Origin of the sequence: Pseudomonas typographi (assembly GCF_014694385.1) — a bacterium.
Lineage (GTDB): Bacteria > Pseudomonadota > Gammaproteobacteria > Pseudomonadales > Pseudomonadaceae > Aquipseudomonas > Aquipseudomonas typographi.
Genome location: NZ_JAAOCA010000019.1, coordinates 40786 through 56320 on the forward strand (window position 1 = coordinate 40786; position 15535 = coordinate 56320).

Annotated in this window: 17 protein-coding genes; 4 read left to right on the plus strand and 13 right to left on the minus strand. The window is 64.0% G+C overall.

Features of this window, described 5'->3' with window-relative positions:
* The first annotated feature begins 131 nt into the window (after positions 1-131).
* Entirely contained in the window at positions 132-653 is a 522-nt protein-coding gene (locus HAQ05_RS15690) for a hypothetical protein (protein ID WP_190422223.1), read from the plus strand.
* Positions 654-663: 10 nt separating this feature from the next.
* Positions 664-1116, plus strand: coding sequence for a DUF421 domain-containing protein (locus HAQ05_RS15695; RefSeq protein WP_190422225.1), 453 nt, complete (start codon positions 664-666; stop codon positions 1114-1116).
* Positions 1117-1152: 36 nt separating this feature from the next.
* On the opposite strand, the gene HAQ05_RS15700 is transcribed toward HAQ05_RS15695, so the two are convergent.
* From HAQ05_RS15700 to minC, 6 genes are all read right to left on the minus strand, one after another.
* Positions 1153-3312, minus strand: a complete 2160-nt coding sequence (locus HAQ05_RS15700) for a mechanosensitive ion channel family protein (RefSeq protein ID WP_190422227.1) — start codon at positions 3310-3312, stop codon at positions 1153-1155.
* Positions 3313-4602 carry a M18 family aminopeptidase gene (locus HAQ05_RS15705; RefSeq protein WP_190422229.1) on the minus strand — a complete coding sequence of 430 codons (1290 nt, stop codon included), beginning with the start codon at positions 4600-4602 and terminating at the stop codon, positions 3313-3315.
* A gap of 36 nt (positions 4603-4638) precedes the next feature.
* Positions 4639-5274 carry an RluA family pseudouridine synthase gene (locus HAQ05_RS15710; protein WP_190422231.1) on the minus strand — a complete coding sequence of 212 codons (636 nt, stop codon included), beginning with the start codon at positions 5272-5274 and terminating at the stop codon, positions 4639-4641.
* Positions 5275-5344: 70 nt separating this feature from the next.
* A complete protein-coding gene (gene minE / locus HAQ05_RS15715; RefSeq protein ID WP_190422233.1) occupies positions 5345-5599 on the minus strand; it encodes a cell division topological specificity factor MinE in 255 nt (84 codons plus the stop codon).
* Positions 5596-6411, minus strand: coding sequence for a septum site-determining protein MinD (gene minD / locus HAQ05_RS15720; RefSeq protein WP_190422235.1), 816 nt, complete (start codon positions 6409-6411; stop codon positions 5596-5598). The genes minE and minD overlap by 4 nt, the downstream gene beginning before the upstream one ends.
* A 120-nt stretch (positions 6412-6531) precedes the next feature.
* Positions 6532-7275: a septum site-determining protein MinC gene (gene minC, locus HAQ05_RS15725; RefSeq protein ID WP_190422237.1), complete on the minus strand. Its 744-nt coding sequence runs from the start codon at positions 7273-7275 to the stop codon at positions 6532-6534.
* 121 nt (positions 7276-7396) lie between these two features.
* On the opposite strand from minC, the gene HAQ05_RS15730 reads away from it, so the two are divergent.
* Positions 7397-8335 carry a lipid A biosynthesis lauroyl acyltransferase gene (locus tag HAQ05_RS15730; RefSeq protein WP_190422239.1) on the plus strand — a complete coding sequence of 313 codons (939 nt, stop codon included), beginning with the start codon at positions 7397-7399 and terminating at the stop codon, positions 8333-8335.
* A 243-nt stretch (positions 8336-8578) separates the two neighbouring features.
* Here the strand turns inward: HAQ05_RS15730 and HAQ05_RS15735 are convergent, their stop codons facing one another.
* The 3 genes from HAQ05_RS15735 to HAQ05_RS15745 form a co-directional block, all read right to left on the minus strand.
* Complete coding sequence (locus tag HAQ05_RS15735; RefSeq protein ID WP_190422241.1) at positions 8579-9937, minus strand: MFS transporter; 1359 nt, start codon at positions 9935-9937, stop codon at positions 8579-8581.
* A gap of 151 nt (positions 9938-10088) precedes the next feature.
* Positions 10089-11129: a substrate-binding domain-containing protein gene (locus tag HAQ05_RS15740; protein WP_190422243.1), complete on the minus strand. Its 1041-nt coding sequence runs from the start codon at positions 11127-11129 to the stop codon at positions 10089-10091.
* Between the two features lie 49 nt (positions 11130-11178).
* Positions 11179-11601 carry a low affinity iron permease family protein gene (locus HAQ05_RS15745; protein WP_190422245.1) on the minus strand — a complete coding sequence of 141 codons (423 nt, stop codon included), beginning with the start codon at positions 11599-11601 and terminating at the stop codon, positions 11179-11181.
* Between the two features lie 120 nt (positions 11602-11721).
* Here HAQ05_RS15745 and HAQ05_RS15750 point away from each other — a divergent pair, with 120 nt between their 5' ends.
* Positions 11722-12432, plus strand: a complete 711-nt coding sequence (locus HAQ05_RS15750; RefSeq protein ID WP_190422247.1) for a dienelactone hydrolase family protein — start codon at positions 11722-11724, stop codon at positions 12430-12432.
* Here the strand turns inward: HAQ05_RS15750 and HAQ05_RS15755 are convergent.
* Genes HAQ05_RS15755 through HAQ05_RS15770 form a run of 4 tightly spaced genes read right to left on the minus strand, consistent with a single transcriptional unit; the run spans position 12421 to position 15529 of the window.
* Positions 12421-13647: an MSMEG_0569 family flavin-dependent oxidoreductase gene (locus HAQ05_RS15755; protein ID WP_190422249.1), complete on the minus strand. Its 1227-nt coding sequence runs from the start codon at positions 13645-13647 to the stop codon at positions 12421-12423. The two genes, HAQ05_RS15750 and HAQ05_RS15755, sit on opposite strands and share 12 nt — an antisense overlap.
* Before the next feature lie 13 nt (positions 13648-13660).
* On the minus strand, positions 13661-13987 hold the full coding sequence (locus tag HAQ05_RS15760) for an MSMEG_0570 family nitrogen starvation response protein (RefSeq protein WP_190422251.1): 327 nt from the start codon (positions 13985-13987) through the stop codon (positions 13661-13663).
* A 2-nt stretch (positions 13988-13989) separates the two neighbouring features.
* Entirely contained in the window at positions 13990-14976 is a 987-nt protein-coding gene (locus tag HAQ05_RS15765) for a sll0787 family AIR synthase-like protein (protein WP_190422253.1), read from the minus strand.
* Positions 14969-15529: an MSMEG_0567/Sll0786 family nitrogen starvation N-acetyltransferase gene (locus HAQ05_RS15770; protein ID WP_190422255.1), complete on the minus strand. Its 561-nt coding sequence runs from the start codon at positions 15527-15529 to the stop codon at positions 14969-14971. The genes HAQ05_RS15765 and HAQ05_RS15770 overlap by 8 nt, the downstream gene beginning before the upstream one ends.
* Positions 15530-15535 lie beyond the last annotated feature (6 nt).

The window sequence follows — 15535 nt, forward strand, 5'->3', positions numbered from 1 at the left end:
TTCGGCTGCCGCTTGCGGCCTTCGGCCGGCGACCGGGCCTGCCGCTCGTCGGCCGCCGGCGAAAAAACGGAAGCGCGCCGGCGTTGGCCGGTCCCAGATGTACACACCCGTGGCGATGGAGCGGTGGCGGCATGCACGATAACGACGAGCAAACACCCGAATACGCCAGCCGCCGCGAGCCGGTGGAAGAGGACATCGCCTTACAGCTAGGCACCTGGCGGTTCGAGCGCATCGGGCTGGCCGTGCTGTTGCTGTTGATATTGCTGGCCCTGCTGGGGCTGTTTTCCAAGGGGCCACTGAGCAATGCGAATGCCAGCAGCAGCGACGGCCAGTTAAGCGTGGAGTACCAGCGCTTCAGCCGCAATGACACAGAGGAACAACTGCACATCACCTTGCGGGCGGCCCCGGGGCAGCAACTGGCGGTGGTGCTGGACCCGGCCTTGCTGCAGGCGGCGAACATCGAAGCCATGCACCCCTTGCCGGGCCCTTCGCGCAGCCAGGGGCAAGGGCTGAGTATCCCCATGCTCGCCGACCCGCAAGGGGTGGCAGCCCTTTACCTGACGCTGCGAACCCAGGGCATAGGGCTGTTTCGTTGCCACCTGCAGGCCTCTACCGGGCAGGCATTGACCATCAACAAATTCATCTACCCCTGAGGGCTTGCCAATGGACTCCGTACTGCGCGCAGCGGTGATGTACTTCGTCGTGTGGGTGTTATTCAAAGTGGCTGGGCGGCGCTCCTTGGCCGACTTGACCGCCTTCGATTTCGTATTGTTGTTGATCATCGGCGAAGCGACCCAACAAGCACTGCTAGGGGACGATTTTTCCGTGACCAACGCAGTGCTGATCATCAGTACGCTGATCGCGATGGATGTGGTGTTCTCCTATGCCAAGCAGCGCTCCCCGGCGCTGGCCAAGCTCGATGGCGGCCCTACCATCGTGGTGGAGAACGGCCAACCGTTGAAGGCCCGCATGCGCCAGGCCCGTTTGACCGAGGCAGACATCATGGAAGCGGCGCGCTCCAACCAGGCCGTGGTGGACATGGCCGATATCCAGTACGCGATCATCGAACGCAACGGCACCTTGTCGATCATCCCCCGGCCACAGGCGCAGCAGTAGCACCTGAGCGCGACCGCGCACCGAGCAACGTAGCCCCTAGGAGGCCGCGCCGTGGGTGGCGGCCGCCGGCTGTGCGGCAGTGACTACCTGCACACTCAGCCGTGGCGTGGCCAGGTCCAGCCCGGCCTCGTCCAGTGTGCGCTTGAGCAGCAGGTTGAAGGCCCGCGACACTTCCCACTGCTTGAGCGGCGCAGTCTTGAAGCGCGCCCGCAAAACGGCGGTGCCCTGGTCGAAGCTCTCCACCCCCTGGATTTCCAGCGGTGACCAGATCTCACGGCGCAGCAAGGCGTCTTGGCGAATCTTTTGGCCCACTTCACGGATCAGCTTCATGGCCGCGTCGATGCCCATGCTATGGGGGATGGCCACGCGGAAGATGGCATAGCCGAATTCGCGCGAATAGTTTTTGATGCTTTTGATTTCGCTGAACGGGATGGTATGCACGATACCGTCGATGTCGCGCAGGCGTACGGTGCGGATGGTCAGGCCCTCGACCGTGCCCAGGTGGCCGCCCACATCGACGTAGTCGTCGATGGCCAGGGAATCCTCGACGATAATGAACAGCCCTGTGATCAAGTCGGCCACCAGCGACTGCGCGCCGAAGCCGATCGCCAGGCCGATCACACCCGCACCGGCCAGCAATGGTGTGACGTTTACCCCCATGTTGGCCAGGGCCACGATCGCGGCGATCACGAAGATGGCTACGAACAGCACGTTGCGAATCAGCGGCATCATGGTTTGCGCGCGGGCGTTGGCCACCCCTTTGCGCGAACGGTTCAGGGCGTGGTGGATACCGGTGTCGGCGAGGATCCACACCAGCCATGCCAGAAGCAAGGTGCCGCCCAGGCTTAACAGGCGCATGCTGATGTCGCGGCCATCGCCTTCGGCGAAGCGCACGAACGACAGCCCCCATACCCGTAGCCCCAACTCGATGAACAGCGCCCATACCGCCAGGTGCGCCAAGGTGTAGCCGAACAGCTTCAGCCGTTCGGAATACGGCGCGTGCCGGCGTGGGTGTTTCACCGGGCGGGTGGCGTGGCGGCGCACCAAGCCGTTGAGCACGATGCACACCACCAGCAACACCGTGCAGATAAGCGCCTGGCGCAAGGCCGTGCTGGTGTCGCCGGCCGAGACGAAGGTCGACAGCAGCGACACCGCCACCAACAACAGCGCCGGGATATACCAGAAGGTGCCCAGCACTTCGATCGTATCGGTCAGTGCACGCCGATGCAGGCGCCGCTGCAGCGGTTGGTTGCAGATCAAGTGCGCCACGGGCCGGCGAAAGCGCAGGATAAACCAGCCGCTGCACAAAGCTGCCAGCACGTTGGCCAGGGTGGCGGCGCTCTGCGCCAGGTGCATGCCGAGGTTGGCCACCAGCCGTGGGTCGTTCAGGGCTTCGCCAAAGGCGGCAAAGCTGCCCACCAGCCACAGCAGGCGAAACGCGCGGCGGCGCAGGATGAACAGTGCCTGGTGGCGGTGGGGCCCGTCGAGCAACGAGAAGGCGATCACGCAGATGGCCGAGAAGCAGGTGCCCACCACCAGTGCGTAGGCCAATACCATGGCCAGGTCTTTACCGAGCGAGGAGGGCGCCCAATAACCGACGAACAGCGTGATCACCAGTGCGACCAGCCAGGGCCCGAGCTTGCGCAGGGCGAAGCGCAGCAGGTCCCAGGTGCGTGGGTACTGGGGCAGTTCGTCGGTCAGGCCGAAGCGTTCGCGCACCCGTTGGCCGAGCCAGATCAGGCCATAAGCCAACAGGCTCCAAGCCAGCAGCACCAGGGCGAACACGCCGATCACCGGGACCCATTCGGCCGGCGTCAGCGAGCGCTCGGCCAGTTCCTGGCGGGCCAAGGCCAATTCATCGCCCCAACGGGCGAACGGGCTGGCGTCGCCGCTGAATTGCGCCTCGAGCTCGCGCAGGCTGCTACCGACCAGCCCCAATACACCTTGTTCGGGCTGCACTTGGGCCTTTTCGGTCGCGTCGCGGAGTTTTTTCAAGTCTGCCAGCAGTTGGCTGCGTTGCTGGTCGTTTTCCAGGGTTTGGATCACCTGGTCGAGCGCCGGCCCAAGCGGCTCGGTGGCCTCGGGCTGGGCTTTGTGCGTGCCACCGAGCAGGCCCGGCAAGCCGGCGGCAGCCGCGCCGCCCTGCAACCCCAGGCACAGCGCCAGGCACAGCGCCCAACAGGCAAGGCGGTTCATTCAGGGCAGTTCCTGGCTGGCGTAGAACGCACTGAGCACCTTGACCAGGTGCGCCAGGTCTTGGCTACCGGCCAGTTCCCGGATCGAGTGCATGGCGAAGGTGGGCAAGCCGATGTCGACGGTGCGTACGCCCAGGTGGCTGGCGATGATCGGGCCTATGGTCGAGCCGCAGCCCATGTCGCTACGCACCACGAAGCTTTGCACGGGCACTTCTTCGGCCATGCACAGGTGGCGGAAGAACCCGGCGGTTTCGCTGTTGGTGGCGTAGCGCTGGTTGCTGTTGACCTTGATCACCGGGCCGGCGTTGAGCTTGGGCCCATGATTGCCGTCGTGCTTGTCGGGGTAATTGGGGTGTACGCCATGGGCGTTGTCGGCCGACACCAGCAGCGAACGCTGAATGGCCCGCACATAGTCGGCTTGGTCAGGCACTAGGCGCTGCAAGGTTTGTTCGAGCATTGGGCCGTCGGCACCGCAGGCCGACGTCGACCCGATTTCCTCGTGGTCGGTGCACACCAGCACGCAGGTTTCCTCGCCTTCGGCACCCAGCAGCGCTTGCAGGCCGGCATAGCAGGAGAGCAAGTTGTCGAGCCGGGCGCCGGCGATGAATTCGCCGTTCAGGCCCACCACCGCGGCCGGTTGGGTGTCGTAAAACGACAGTTCGTAATCCAGCACCACATCGGCGTTCAGCCCGTGTTCGCGGCCCAGTTGGTCGGCGAGCAAGGCGCGAAAGTCAAAGCGTTCGCCACCGGGCACCTGGGCGAGGATAGGCGGCAGTTCGTTCTGCGCATTGATCGCCCAACCGTCATTGGCGCCGCGGTTAAGGTGGATCGCCAGGTTTGGAATGATCGCGATCGGCGTTTTGAAATCGACCCGCTGGCTTTCGACCTTGCCGCCCTCGCGGAAAGTCACCCGCCCGGCCAGCGACAGGTCGCGGTCAAACCACGGCGCCAATAGCGCGCCGCCGTACACTTCCACGCCCAGTTGCAAAAAGCCTTGGCGTTGCAGCTCGGGCTGCGGCTTGACCTTCAGGCAGGGGCTGTCGGTGTGCGCGCCGACCAGGCGGATACCGCCGGTGGCAGGTGATTGGCGGCCCATCCTCACGGCGATGATCGATGAGTCGTTGCGGGTCAGGTAATAGCGCCCATTGGGGCTGATGGCCCACGGGTCGCGCTCGTTGAGCCGCTGGTAACCGGCCGCTTCCAGGCGCTTGGCCAGGCTGGCGGTGGCGTGGAAGGGCGTGGGCGAGGCCTTGAGAAAGTCGATCAGGCCCTGGTTGAGCGTGTCTCGCATGTTCAGTACTCCAGGCAATGGGCCGATTCTAGCGAATCAGAACGGCGCGGGGCATTCGAAACGTAGGCGTTTGCCGCTGGCCGGGTGGCTGAAGCCCAGCAGGCTGGCGTGCAGGCACAGCCGCTCATGGGCCGCCAGGGCCTGTTCGTGGGCATACAGGCGGTCGCCCAGCAACGGGTGGCCGAGCGACAGCATATGCACCCGCAATTGGTGCGAGCGGCCGGTGATGGGCGTGAGTTCCACCCGGCAACCCTGGGCAAAGCGCTCCAGCACACGCCAGTAGGTCAGCGCGCGCTTGCCGTGTTCGAAGCAGACCACGTGCCGTGGCTTGGTCGGTGGGTCGTAGCGCAAGGGCAGGTCGATACTGCCGCTGTCTTGCGCCGGTTGCCCCCAGCACAGTGCGGTGTAGGCCTTTTCGGTTTCACGGTCGTGGAATTGGCGCGACAGTTCGCGGTGGGCGGCCGGGTTGCGTGCCAGTAGGATGAGCCCACTGGTTTCCCAGTCCAGGCGGTGGACGATCAGCGCCTCGGGGTAGCCGTGCTGTTGCAGGCGGGTGATCAGGCAATCTTTATTGTCGTCGGCGCGGCCGGGCACCGACAGCAGCAAGGTCGGTTTGTCGACCACTAAAAACGCGGCATCCTCATGCAGGATGCGAATGTTGGACAGTGGCATTGCCAGTCTCTGCAAACGCACACGCCCCGCACGCAAAGCCTGGGCCGCATGCGGGGCGAGTGCTTCCGGATCAGCGATCCGGCAGGGTAATGTTCAGCTCGAGGATCGAACAACTGCCCTGGTTCTCCAGGGCCACGTGCACGTCGTCGTTATCGATGGCCACGTATTTGCGGATCACCTCGACCAATTCCTTTTGCAGGGCCGGCAAGTAGTCGGGCGTATTGCGCTGGCCGCGCTCGTGGGCAACGATAATCTGCAGACGCTCTTTCGCCACCGAAGCGGTGTTGCCCTTTTTCCGGTCGCGAAAGAAGTCGAAAATATTCATTCACGGCCTCCAAACAAACGCTCCATCCAGCCTTTTTTCTTCACGTCGAGGAACCGGTGTGGCATTTCCTTGCCCAGCAGGCGGTCGACGGCATCGCTGTAGGCCTGGCCTGCGTCGCTTTGGTCGTCGAGGATCACCGGCACGCCAGAGTTCGACGCCTTGAGCACTGCGGTCGACTCGGGGATCACCCCCAGCAGGCGAATGGCGAGGATCTCTTCGACGTCTTCGACGCCGAGCATCTCGCCCTTGCTCACCCGCTCGGGGTTGTAGCGGGTCAGTAGCAGGTGTTCCTTGATCGGCTCTTCGTTGTTGGCGGCGCGGCGCGATTTACTTGAGAGCAGGCCGAGCATGCGGTCGGAGTCGCGCACCGATGACACCTCGGGGTTGGTGACCACGATGGCCTCGTCGGCGAAATACATCGCCAGGCTGGCGCCTTTTTCGATACCGGCCGGCGAGTCGCAGATCACGAAGTCGAAGTCTTTGGCCAGTTCGGTGAGCACCTTTTCCACGCCGTCTTGGGTCAGCGCGTCTTTGTCGCGGGTTTGGCTCGCTGCCAGCACGTAGAGGTTTTCCAGGCGCTTGTCCTTGATCAGGGCTTGCTGCAAATTGGCCTCTTCGTTGACCACGTTGACGAAGTCGTACACCACGCGGCGTTCACAGCCCATGATCAGGTCGAGGTTACGCAGGCCCACGTCGAAGTCGACAATGACCGTTTTGTGGCCGCGCAACGCGAGGCCGGTGCCAATGGCGGCGCTGGTGGTGGTCTTGCCCACACCACCTTTGCCGGAAGTAACCACGATGATCTTGGCCAAGGTGTTTCACCCCTAAAAAGGAAAACAAGGGCGCTAGCCCTTGAAAACGTGACGATGAGAACTTCAGGCGGCGATCGTTACCGCTCTTGGAAGTTACATATAAAATGGCGGCAGTATCCGTTAAAGGCGGGTGATGTTCAACACATCCTGGCTCAAACTTATCTGCACACTGGCGCCCCATAGCGGATCGCGGCGCAAGTCTTCGCTGACCTTGTATTGCCCGGCGATCGACAGCAGCTCGGCGCCCAATTGCTGGCAGAAAATCCGTGCCTTGGTGTCGCCCTTGATGCCGGCCAGGGCCCGGCCACGCATGGGGCCGTACACATGGATGTTGCCATCGGCGAGAAGTTCCGCTCCGCTGCTGACCGACGCGATTACCACCAGGTCGCCGCCCTGGGCGTAGATCTGCTGGCCGCCGCGTACCGGCTGGGTAATCACCTTGGTGGGCTGCACCTTCGGCGCGGGCGGCTCGGCGGGCTTGCTCTCGGCTTTAGGCTCCGGGGCCGGTAGGTCTACCGGGCGCTCGCGGGCATTGGATGGGGGCAACACCGGCAGGTCGATGGCGATCGCCGCGGCGATGTCTTCGATGCGGCTGGCACGGATGGCCAAGGTGCGCAGCCCGTGGTGGCGGCACACTCGCATCAGCCCGGGCAGGTCGATACTACCCTCGCTGGCGGGCAGTTTGTCCAATGCCAGCACCAAGGGGGTGTTGCTGAAGAAATTCGGCGCCTGGGCGACTTTGGCCGCCAACTGCTGGTCGAGGCGCTCCAGGCTGTTGTGGGCCAGCTCCAGCACGGTGATGGCGAGCATGCTGCCCTTTAGCTGGAATACCGGTTCCTGGTCGAGTCGTTCGGTTTGGCTCATGTCGGCACGTAGCGCTGTTTCGCGGAAAAGTGCCGAGACTTATAACGATTACGCCAGGCAGCCGCAAGCCGCGCCGAACCGATGTAGAATGCGCGGCTCTGTGGTTTGCCCAGGATCGTTCATGGAACGCACGCGTTTTCGCCGCGCTTACCTTCACCCTCGTTTTTGGCCACTGTGGCTGGGCTTGGGGTTGCTCTGGCTGGTGGTGCAACTGCCGTATGGCCTGTTGTTGCGCCTGGGCGCGGGGGTTGGCCGGGGCATGCAACTATTTGCCCACGAGCGGCGGGCCATCGTGGCGCGTAACCTGGAGTTGTGCTTCCCCCGCTTACCGTTCGTCGAAAGGCAGCGTCTGCTGCGGGAAAACTTCGCCTCCACCGGCATCGCGTTCTTTGAAATGGCCATGAGCTGGTGGTGGCCAAAGGCCCGCCTGGCGCGCTTGGCGCATGTGCAAGGGCTTGAGCATTTGCATGCCGCGCAGGCGGCCGGCGAGGGCGCGATCCTGATGGCCGCGCACTTCACCACCCTGGAAATAGGCGCCGCGTTGCTGGGGCAGTTGCACACCATCGATGGCATGTACCGCGAGCACAAGAACCCGGTGTTCGACTTCGTACAACGCCGTGGCCGCGAGCGGCACAACCCCGATTCACTGGCGGTGGAACGCGAAGACGTGCGTGGCATGCTCAAGCTGCTGCGCAAGGGCCGTGCGATCTGGTACGCGCCAGACCAAGACTACGGCGCCCAGCAAAGCGTGTTCGTGCCACTGTTCGGCATCCCGGCAGCCACCGTGACCGCCACCAGCAAGTTCGCCAAGCTCGGCAAGGCGCGGGTGATCCCCTTCACCCAGCAGCGGCTGGCCGATGGCAGCGGCTACCAGTTGGTGGTGCACCCACCCCTGGAGGATTTCCCCGGGGCGACCCAAGAGGCCGATTGCCTGCGCATCAACCAGTGGGTGGAGCAGGCGATCACCGAATGCCCGCAGCAGTACCTGTGGGCACACCGGCGTTTCAAATCGCGGCCGCCGGGGGCGGCGCGGCTGTATGAAAAGAAACGCCGCCAATGATTCCCTGGGGATGCGGCGCGCAGCGCTATGCAGGCTATGAAATCCCCGCGCACTGCCATGGCCGCTACGCTGCAGGAGGCGGAACGTAGGCCATCGTGCGGGCGACCGTTGTCCGTAAAGGAAACATTCACGCTCGAGCGGGGCATCCAACACGATGTCCCGGAATGGTTCATGGATGCATACGTGGACCTATCGGCCGGTGCCTGAGGGGTGCCCTCCGGGCACGGTTCCGTTTACCCCCGGTCAACGCGCGGGCGTTTGCGCGCTCCCCTCAGCGGCATCGCCATCATTCACCCCCTTGAGGATGATCCGCTTGATGTCGCCCACGATGAACAGGTAGCTGAACGCGGCGACGAAGGCATTCAGGCCGACGAACACCAGAGCCATCTTGAACGAGCCGGTGACGGAGATGATGTAGCCGATGATGATCGGAGTGGTGATCGATGAGATGTTGCCGATCATGTTGAACAAGCCGCCCGCCAGCCCGGCGATCTGCTTGGGGGCCGTGTCGGCCATCACCGCCCAGCCGAGTGCGCCGATACCCTTGCCGAAAAACGCCAGGGCCATGAAGCTCACCACCATCCAGTCGGCATCGACGTAGTTGCACAGTATCACGCACATCGACAGCAGCATGCCGCCCACGATGGGCACCTTGCGCGCTACGCTGAGCGAGTGGCCACGGCGCAGCAGCCAATCGGAAACGACCCCGCCCAACACGCCACCGATGAAGCCACAGATCGCCGGTAACGACGCCACGAACCCGGCCTTGAGGATAGTCATGCCGCGCTCCTGTACCAGGTACACCGGGAACCAGGTCAAGAAGAAGTAGGTGAGCGCGTTGATGCAAAACTGCCCCAGGTAAATGCCGGCCATCATGCGGTTGCTCAGCAGTTGGCCGATGTAGCTCCACTTGGGGCCGGCGTCTTTTTTCTCGCCGGGGCGGTCGAGGTCGACCAGGCCGCCATTGTCGGCGATGTAGCGCACTTCGGCGGCATTGGCGCGCGGATGGTCCTTGGGCCCGTACACGGTCACCATCCAGATGGCGGATACGACCAGGCCCAGCCCGCCCATGACCACGAACACATGCTGCCAACCCCAATGGTAGACAATCGCCCCCATCAGCGGGGCAAACAATACGGTGGCGAAGTATTGCGCCGAGTTGAACACGGCCGAGGCGGTGCCGCGTTCTTGGGTCGGGAACCAGGCGGCGACGATGCGCGCATTCCCCGGGAACGACGGCGCCTCGGCCAAGCCCACCATCATGCGCAAGAAGAACAGCGCGGCGATGATGGTGCCAGTGCCGAACACGCCCACATAGCCCTGCAGAATGGTGAACACCGACCAGAAGAAGATCCCCGCGGCATAGACCCTCTTCGAACCAAAGCGGTCGAGCAGCCAGCCACCGGGGATTTGCCCGATCACATAGGCCCAGCCGAAGGCCGAGAAAATATACCCCAGCGACACGGCGTCGATGCCGAGCTCTTTTTGCAAGCTGGAACCGGCGATGGCGATGGTCGCGCGGTCGGCATAGTTGACCGTGGTCACCAGAAACAACATGAACAAGATCAGGTAGCGGACGCGAGTTGGTGCAGTGCGTGGCATGGTAATGCTCCCACGGGTTTGTTTTTGTGTGCGGGCAAGCTGCAAATGCGTTGTTAGTTATCGTACAACGATAACGTTATCATCATATTTAGATAACGTTATCATTCAAAGGCCGTAGGCCGTTTTTCTTACCAGCGGCGGGCCGCAAGCATCAGGCGTGAGTGCTGGCGCGTTCGATCAGTGCGAAGCCGGTGTCTACGCTTTTTTGCGCCGGTTCCCCCGCGAAGCGTTGCAGCAGTGCTTCGGCGACCGCCAGGCCCATCGCTGGGGCGTGGACGCTGATGGTAGACAACGCCGGGTGAGCAAAGCGGCTATTCACGGTGTCGCCGAAGCCGAGCACGCGCACATCCTGCGGCACCCGCAAGCCACGGCTGGTGGCCTCGGCGACTACGCCAAAAGCGACGGTGTCGGAGCTGCACACCACCAGTTGCGGTGGGCTGGCATCGGCTTCGAGCAGCCGTGCCAAGCCTACGCGGCCGACTTCCCAACTCGCCGGCAGGGGCTGCATGGCTTCAGGCACCGCGGCCACGCCCAATTGCGCCAGCCGCGCGCGCAGGCTGCGGTTGCGCCGCGCGGCGCGCGCGTCGTTCACCGACACCACGGCAAAACGGCGCACACCCTGGGCGAAAAAATGCTCGGCGATGTGGGCGCCCACGGCTTCATGGGAGAACCCGGCTTGCAGGTCTAGCGGCTGTGGCGACAGGTCCCAGGCCTCGACCACCGGCACCCCGGCGGCGAGCAACCGTTCGCGGCTGGCAGCGGTGTGCAGCGTGCCAGTGAGCACCACGCCGTCGGGGCGGCGGCCGAGAATGGCTTCGAGCAGGGCTTGTTCTTTTTCCGGGGAATACCCGGTGGGGCCGATCAATGCTTGGTAACCGGCCTCGGTGAGCCGCTCGGTAATGGCTTGGATCACCCCGGCATAAATGGAATTGGCCACCGTGGGCAACAAGATCGCCACCAGCCGGCTGCGACTCGTGGCCAGGCTGCCGGCCAGCAGGTTCGGCACATAGCCCATTTGCCGCACCAGCGTGAGCACCCGCTCACGGGTGGCGTGGTTGACCAGTTCCGGGCGGTGGATGGCGCGTGACACCGTGATCGGGGACACCCCGGCGCGCTGCGCCACCTCGGTGACGGTCACCGGCAGTAGCGCGCCATCCGGCTGCGGCGTTTTTCGGCGGGATTTTCTGGCCACGGGCGTCCTTGTGTGGGCTAACGCGAGGGTGCGCAGTATGCCACGCCCGTCAGGCCGGGGGCTGCTTGGGGGTGGCCGCTGGCACGTCCTTGAGGGTGGTTTCGTCATGGGCCACTTCGATTTCTTGGCCATCACCCAATTGTTTGTAGTGCTTGCGAATCAGCTTGAGCTCATGGGCGTCTTTTTCATCCAGGTTCACCACGGCCATGTGCGCCTCTTTGGTCGCGCGCAACAGCTCATCGATCTTGATATGCAGCACATCGTTATCGCGGTTCTGGGTGTTCTGGATCACGAACACCATCAGGAACGTGATAATGGTGGTCGAGGTATTGATGATCAGTTGCCAGGTGTCGTTATAGTGAAACCAAGGCCCGCTCAGGGCCCACAAAATGATCAGCACCACCGCGACCGCGAAGGTTTTCGAGCTGCCGGCTTTTTTGGCCAGGGCTTGGGAAACATTTTCAAACGTCATGGTCTGGTCTCGATGCACGGGTTCCTGGCGTTTAGACTGACCGCCGAAAAAGCTCGTTCCCAAGCTGAACATTAAACTTTCTGAAGAAGCCCGTAACACTTACCTGCCGAGGAGGCCCCGATGAACAGCACGATTTCCACCGGCACTGTCGCCTACCAACGCCCCGATGGCCGTAGCGTGTCAGGTTACCTGGCCAGCCCCGCCGAGCAGGCCGGGGCGCCCGCCGTCGTGGTTATCCAGGAATGGTGGGGGCTGAACGAGCAGATCCGCGGTGTGGCCCGCCGCTTGGCTGAGGCCGGTTACTTCGCCTTGGTACCCGACCTGTACCGGGGCAAGGCCACGGTGGAGGAAGAGGAAGCCCATCACTTGATGAGCGCCCTGGATTTCGCCGATGCCGCCAGCCAGGATGTACGCGGTGCCGTGCAGTTTCTGAAGGCGCGTAGCGCCAAGGTCGCGGTGACCGGGTTTTGCATGGGTGGGGCACTGACCCTGCTGGCGCTCAATGCCTCGCCCGAGGCCGACGCTGGGGTGGTGTGGTACGGGGTGCCGCCGTTGGAATTTATCGACCCGGCCGCCTTGCAGGTGCCCATAGTGGGCCATTTCGGTACCCAGGATGCCTTCTTTGGCAACGATGCGGTGGATGCCCTGGAGCAGAAGCTCAAGGGCGGTGGTGTGGATTTCGAGTTCCACCGTTACTTGGCCCAACACGCCTTCGCCAACGAAACCGCCGTGGGCCCTGGGCGCATCGCCGGCACCCAGTACGACCCCGTGTGGGCACAGATGGCCTGGGACCGCACCCTGACGTTCTTCGGCCGCACGCTATGGCCGTGAGCGCAGCAGGTGCTCCACCAGGTATTGAGCATCCCGTGCCACCCCGCTGAAGCGCCCCGAGCCCCAGGTGTGCAGCCAGGGCAGGCCGAGAAAGTACAGCCCTGGCTCGGCGGTGACCCCGCGCACGTGGCCGGGGTAGCCCTTGCCATTGAACACGGGCAAGTCGACCCAACTGAAGTCGGGCGTGAAACCTATGCACCAGATCACCGTGCTGATGCCGGCCTCGGTGATGTCTAGCTGCGCACGGTCGCCGATGGGTTGCCACACCGGTTGGTACAGGCTTGGCGCAGGGGCATCGAGGCCCTGTTCGGCAATGTAGCGGTCGATGCTGGCGTTGATGCGGTTGTACACCGCGTCGGCTGCATCCAGGCTGGCGCTGAGGTTGCTGGCGAAACGCAGGGTACCGCCCTCCAGGCCTTGTAAGCGGCCATAGAGTTTCATCCCATCCAGGGCAAAGCGGCGCAGGTCGATGTCGCGGCCGCCGTCACGGCCGGTCACGTAGTGGTTGGTGTTGTCGCGCACGCCTTCGCGCAAGGGGTGGGCGCCCACGTCGATATCGTAATAGCCCATCTCGGCCAGCCAGTCGACCACGTCCTTGCCGCGGTAGAAGCGCGCGCAGCGCGGTGCGTCGCCTACGGCCAGGTGCACTGCGCGGCCGGCCAGGTGCAAGTCCTCGGCGATTTGCGCGCCCGATTGCCCGGAGCCCACCACCAACACCGCGCCCTCGGGCAATGCGCCTGGGTTACGGTACTGTTCCGAGTGCAGTTGGGTGATGCTGGCCGGTAGGCGCTCGGCCAGGCGTGGGATAATCGGCGTGTGGTAGCCACCACTGGCCACGATCACCTGGGTGGCGCTGAAGTCACCGGCGCCGGTGTTCAGTTCAAAGCCCCCGCCAGCGCGCCGGGCCAGGCGCTGAACGGCGACCCCTTCGCGTACCGGCGGCTTGACCGCGGCGATGAAGCTGTCGAGGTAGGCGATGATTTCATCTTTTTTCATGAAGCCGTGCGGGTCCGTACCGGGGTATGGGTGCCCGGGCAACGCACATTGCCAATTAGGTGTGACCAGGCAGAACGTATCCCAGCGCTGGGTGCGCCAGGTGTGGGCCAGTTGGTGTTTTTCCAGTACCAGGTGATCGACGTCGTGTTGTTGCAGGTAATAGCTCGCAGCGAGGCCGGCTTGGCCGCCGCCCACCACGATCGTGTTGTAATCGGCCATGGTAATGCCCCTGTCAGATTTCGCCGAATGAACGGTTATGCACCTGCCCGGCGCCTTGTTGCTGCATGTGCACTACCTGCACGCAGGCCTGCGCCTGGTCGAAGCGCTGCGCCAGCAAGCGTAGGCCGTCGAGGCTGTCCATGGCTGAACTGCAGTAAAACCCTCTGACCTGCTTCACCCGCTCGGCCGCGGCGTTCAGCCCCTGCGTTGCGCGTTGCAAGAACTCGGGTAACGGATAACTGCGGCCAGCCTCCAAGTAGTCGAAGATCGACGTAGAGGGGCTGTAACTGGTGCTTTCATGGCCGTCTGGCCAACGTAGGCGAATGTTCACGGCGGGCATTTTCAGGCCTCCAGGTGGGGGTAGTGGTAGCCGGTGAGCGGCTGCTGGTTCAGGTCCCAGAACAGCGCCCGCTGCGCACCCATGTGCACATGCAGTTGGCCGCTGCCGTCGAGGGTGCCGATGGGCTGGCATTGCAGCCCCTCGAAGGCAAAGGCCTTGCACACTGCCGGTAACTGCGTGGCCTCCAGTGCCAGCAGAAAACCATAGCTGGGGAACGCCTGTAGCCAGCGCAGCAGCGGGGCCCCGGCGGGGCGCGGTAGCGCGTCCAGGTCAACACAGGCACCCAGGCCGCGCGCTTCGAGCAGCATCAGTAAGGTGCCGAGGATGCCGGCGTTGGAAATGTCCTTGGCGGCCTGCACCCAGCCGGCCTCGGCCAGGCGCGGCAGCACCTCGAGCTGGTCGCGCAGGCGCTGCGCCGGTACGCCCTCGAAGGCTTTCCAGTAGGGCGCATCCGCATGCCACTGGCCGTCGAGGCTCACCGCCATGGCCAGTACTTGGCCGGGCCGCGCATGCAAGGTGGAGAGCAAGCGGTTGGCCCAGCCGCTGATCGCCACCGCCAGGCTGCCGGGGTTGCCCGCGGCGAGGCTGGTGTGGCCGCCCACCATGGGCACGGCATAGGCGCTGCAGGCCGCTTGCAGGCCGTTCAGCAACTCGCCCGCCAGTTCCGCGTCGCTGTGCCAAAACGCATTGAGTACCGCGCTAGCGCGCCCGCCCATGGCGGTGATATCGCTGACATTGGCCATCACCGCCGACCAACCGGCGAACCACGGCGCGGCCTCGACGAACGCCGGCAGCATGCCTTCTATCGCTAGCAGTTGGTAACCCTGCCCGCAGCGCAGCGCGGCGCAGTCATCGCCCGGTAACCCGTAGGCCTGCTCCAGGCTGCTGGTGCTGGCCGCTAGGGCTCGGGCGCTGTGCTGGATACTGCGTTTGGCTAGCAGGGCCGGGGTTTCCCGCAGGGTGGCGAGCAGGGTGGCCAGTTCAGCCATGGTGGCGGCCCTTGAAGGGGATCAGCGACACCTGGCGCGGCATAAAGGGGTAGCGCGACAGCTCGGCTTGCATCAAGCAGTGCGGCTGGCCGTGCAGGTCGAGTGTATCCAGGTTGTGCCAGTGCAGGCCGTGGAAATACCCCTCGTTATGCTGCTGCACCGTGGCCAGGAACCGCTCGCAACCTAAGTCTTTGGCGCGGGCCACCGCTTCGTTGACCAGTGCCGTGCCGATCAGCCCATGGCGGCGGTAGGCCGGGGCCACGCACAGGCGCCCGCCATACCACAGGCCTGGCTCGGGGGAATAAATGCGTACCGCGCCTACCACGTCTTCAGGCATGCCGCAGTGGTGCGCCACGGCCACGATTGGCACCGCGGTAAAGTCATGCGCGTCGCGGTCTTGGCTGAGCAGGGCTTGCTCGGCGGTGAATACGGCGTGGCGCAGGCGGTAATAGCCACGGCGCTCCCAAGCGTGTTCGGCGGGTTTGACCCGTAGATCGTCGGCGCGAAAATCCGCAAAAGTGGCGTCGATCAGGGCGAAGGCGTGTTCGGCCATGGCAAG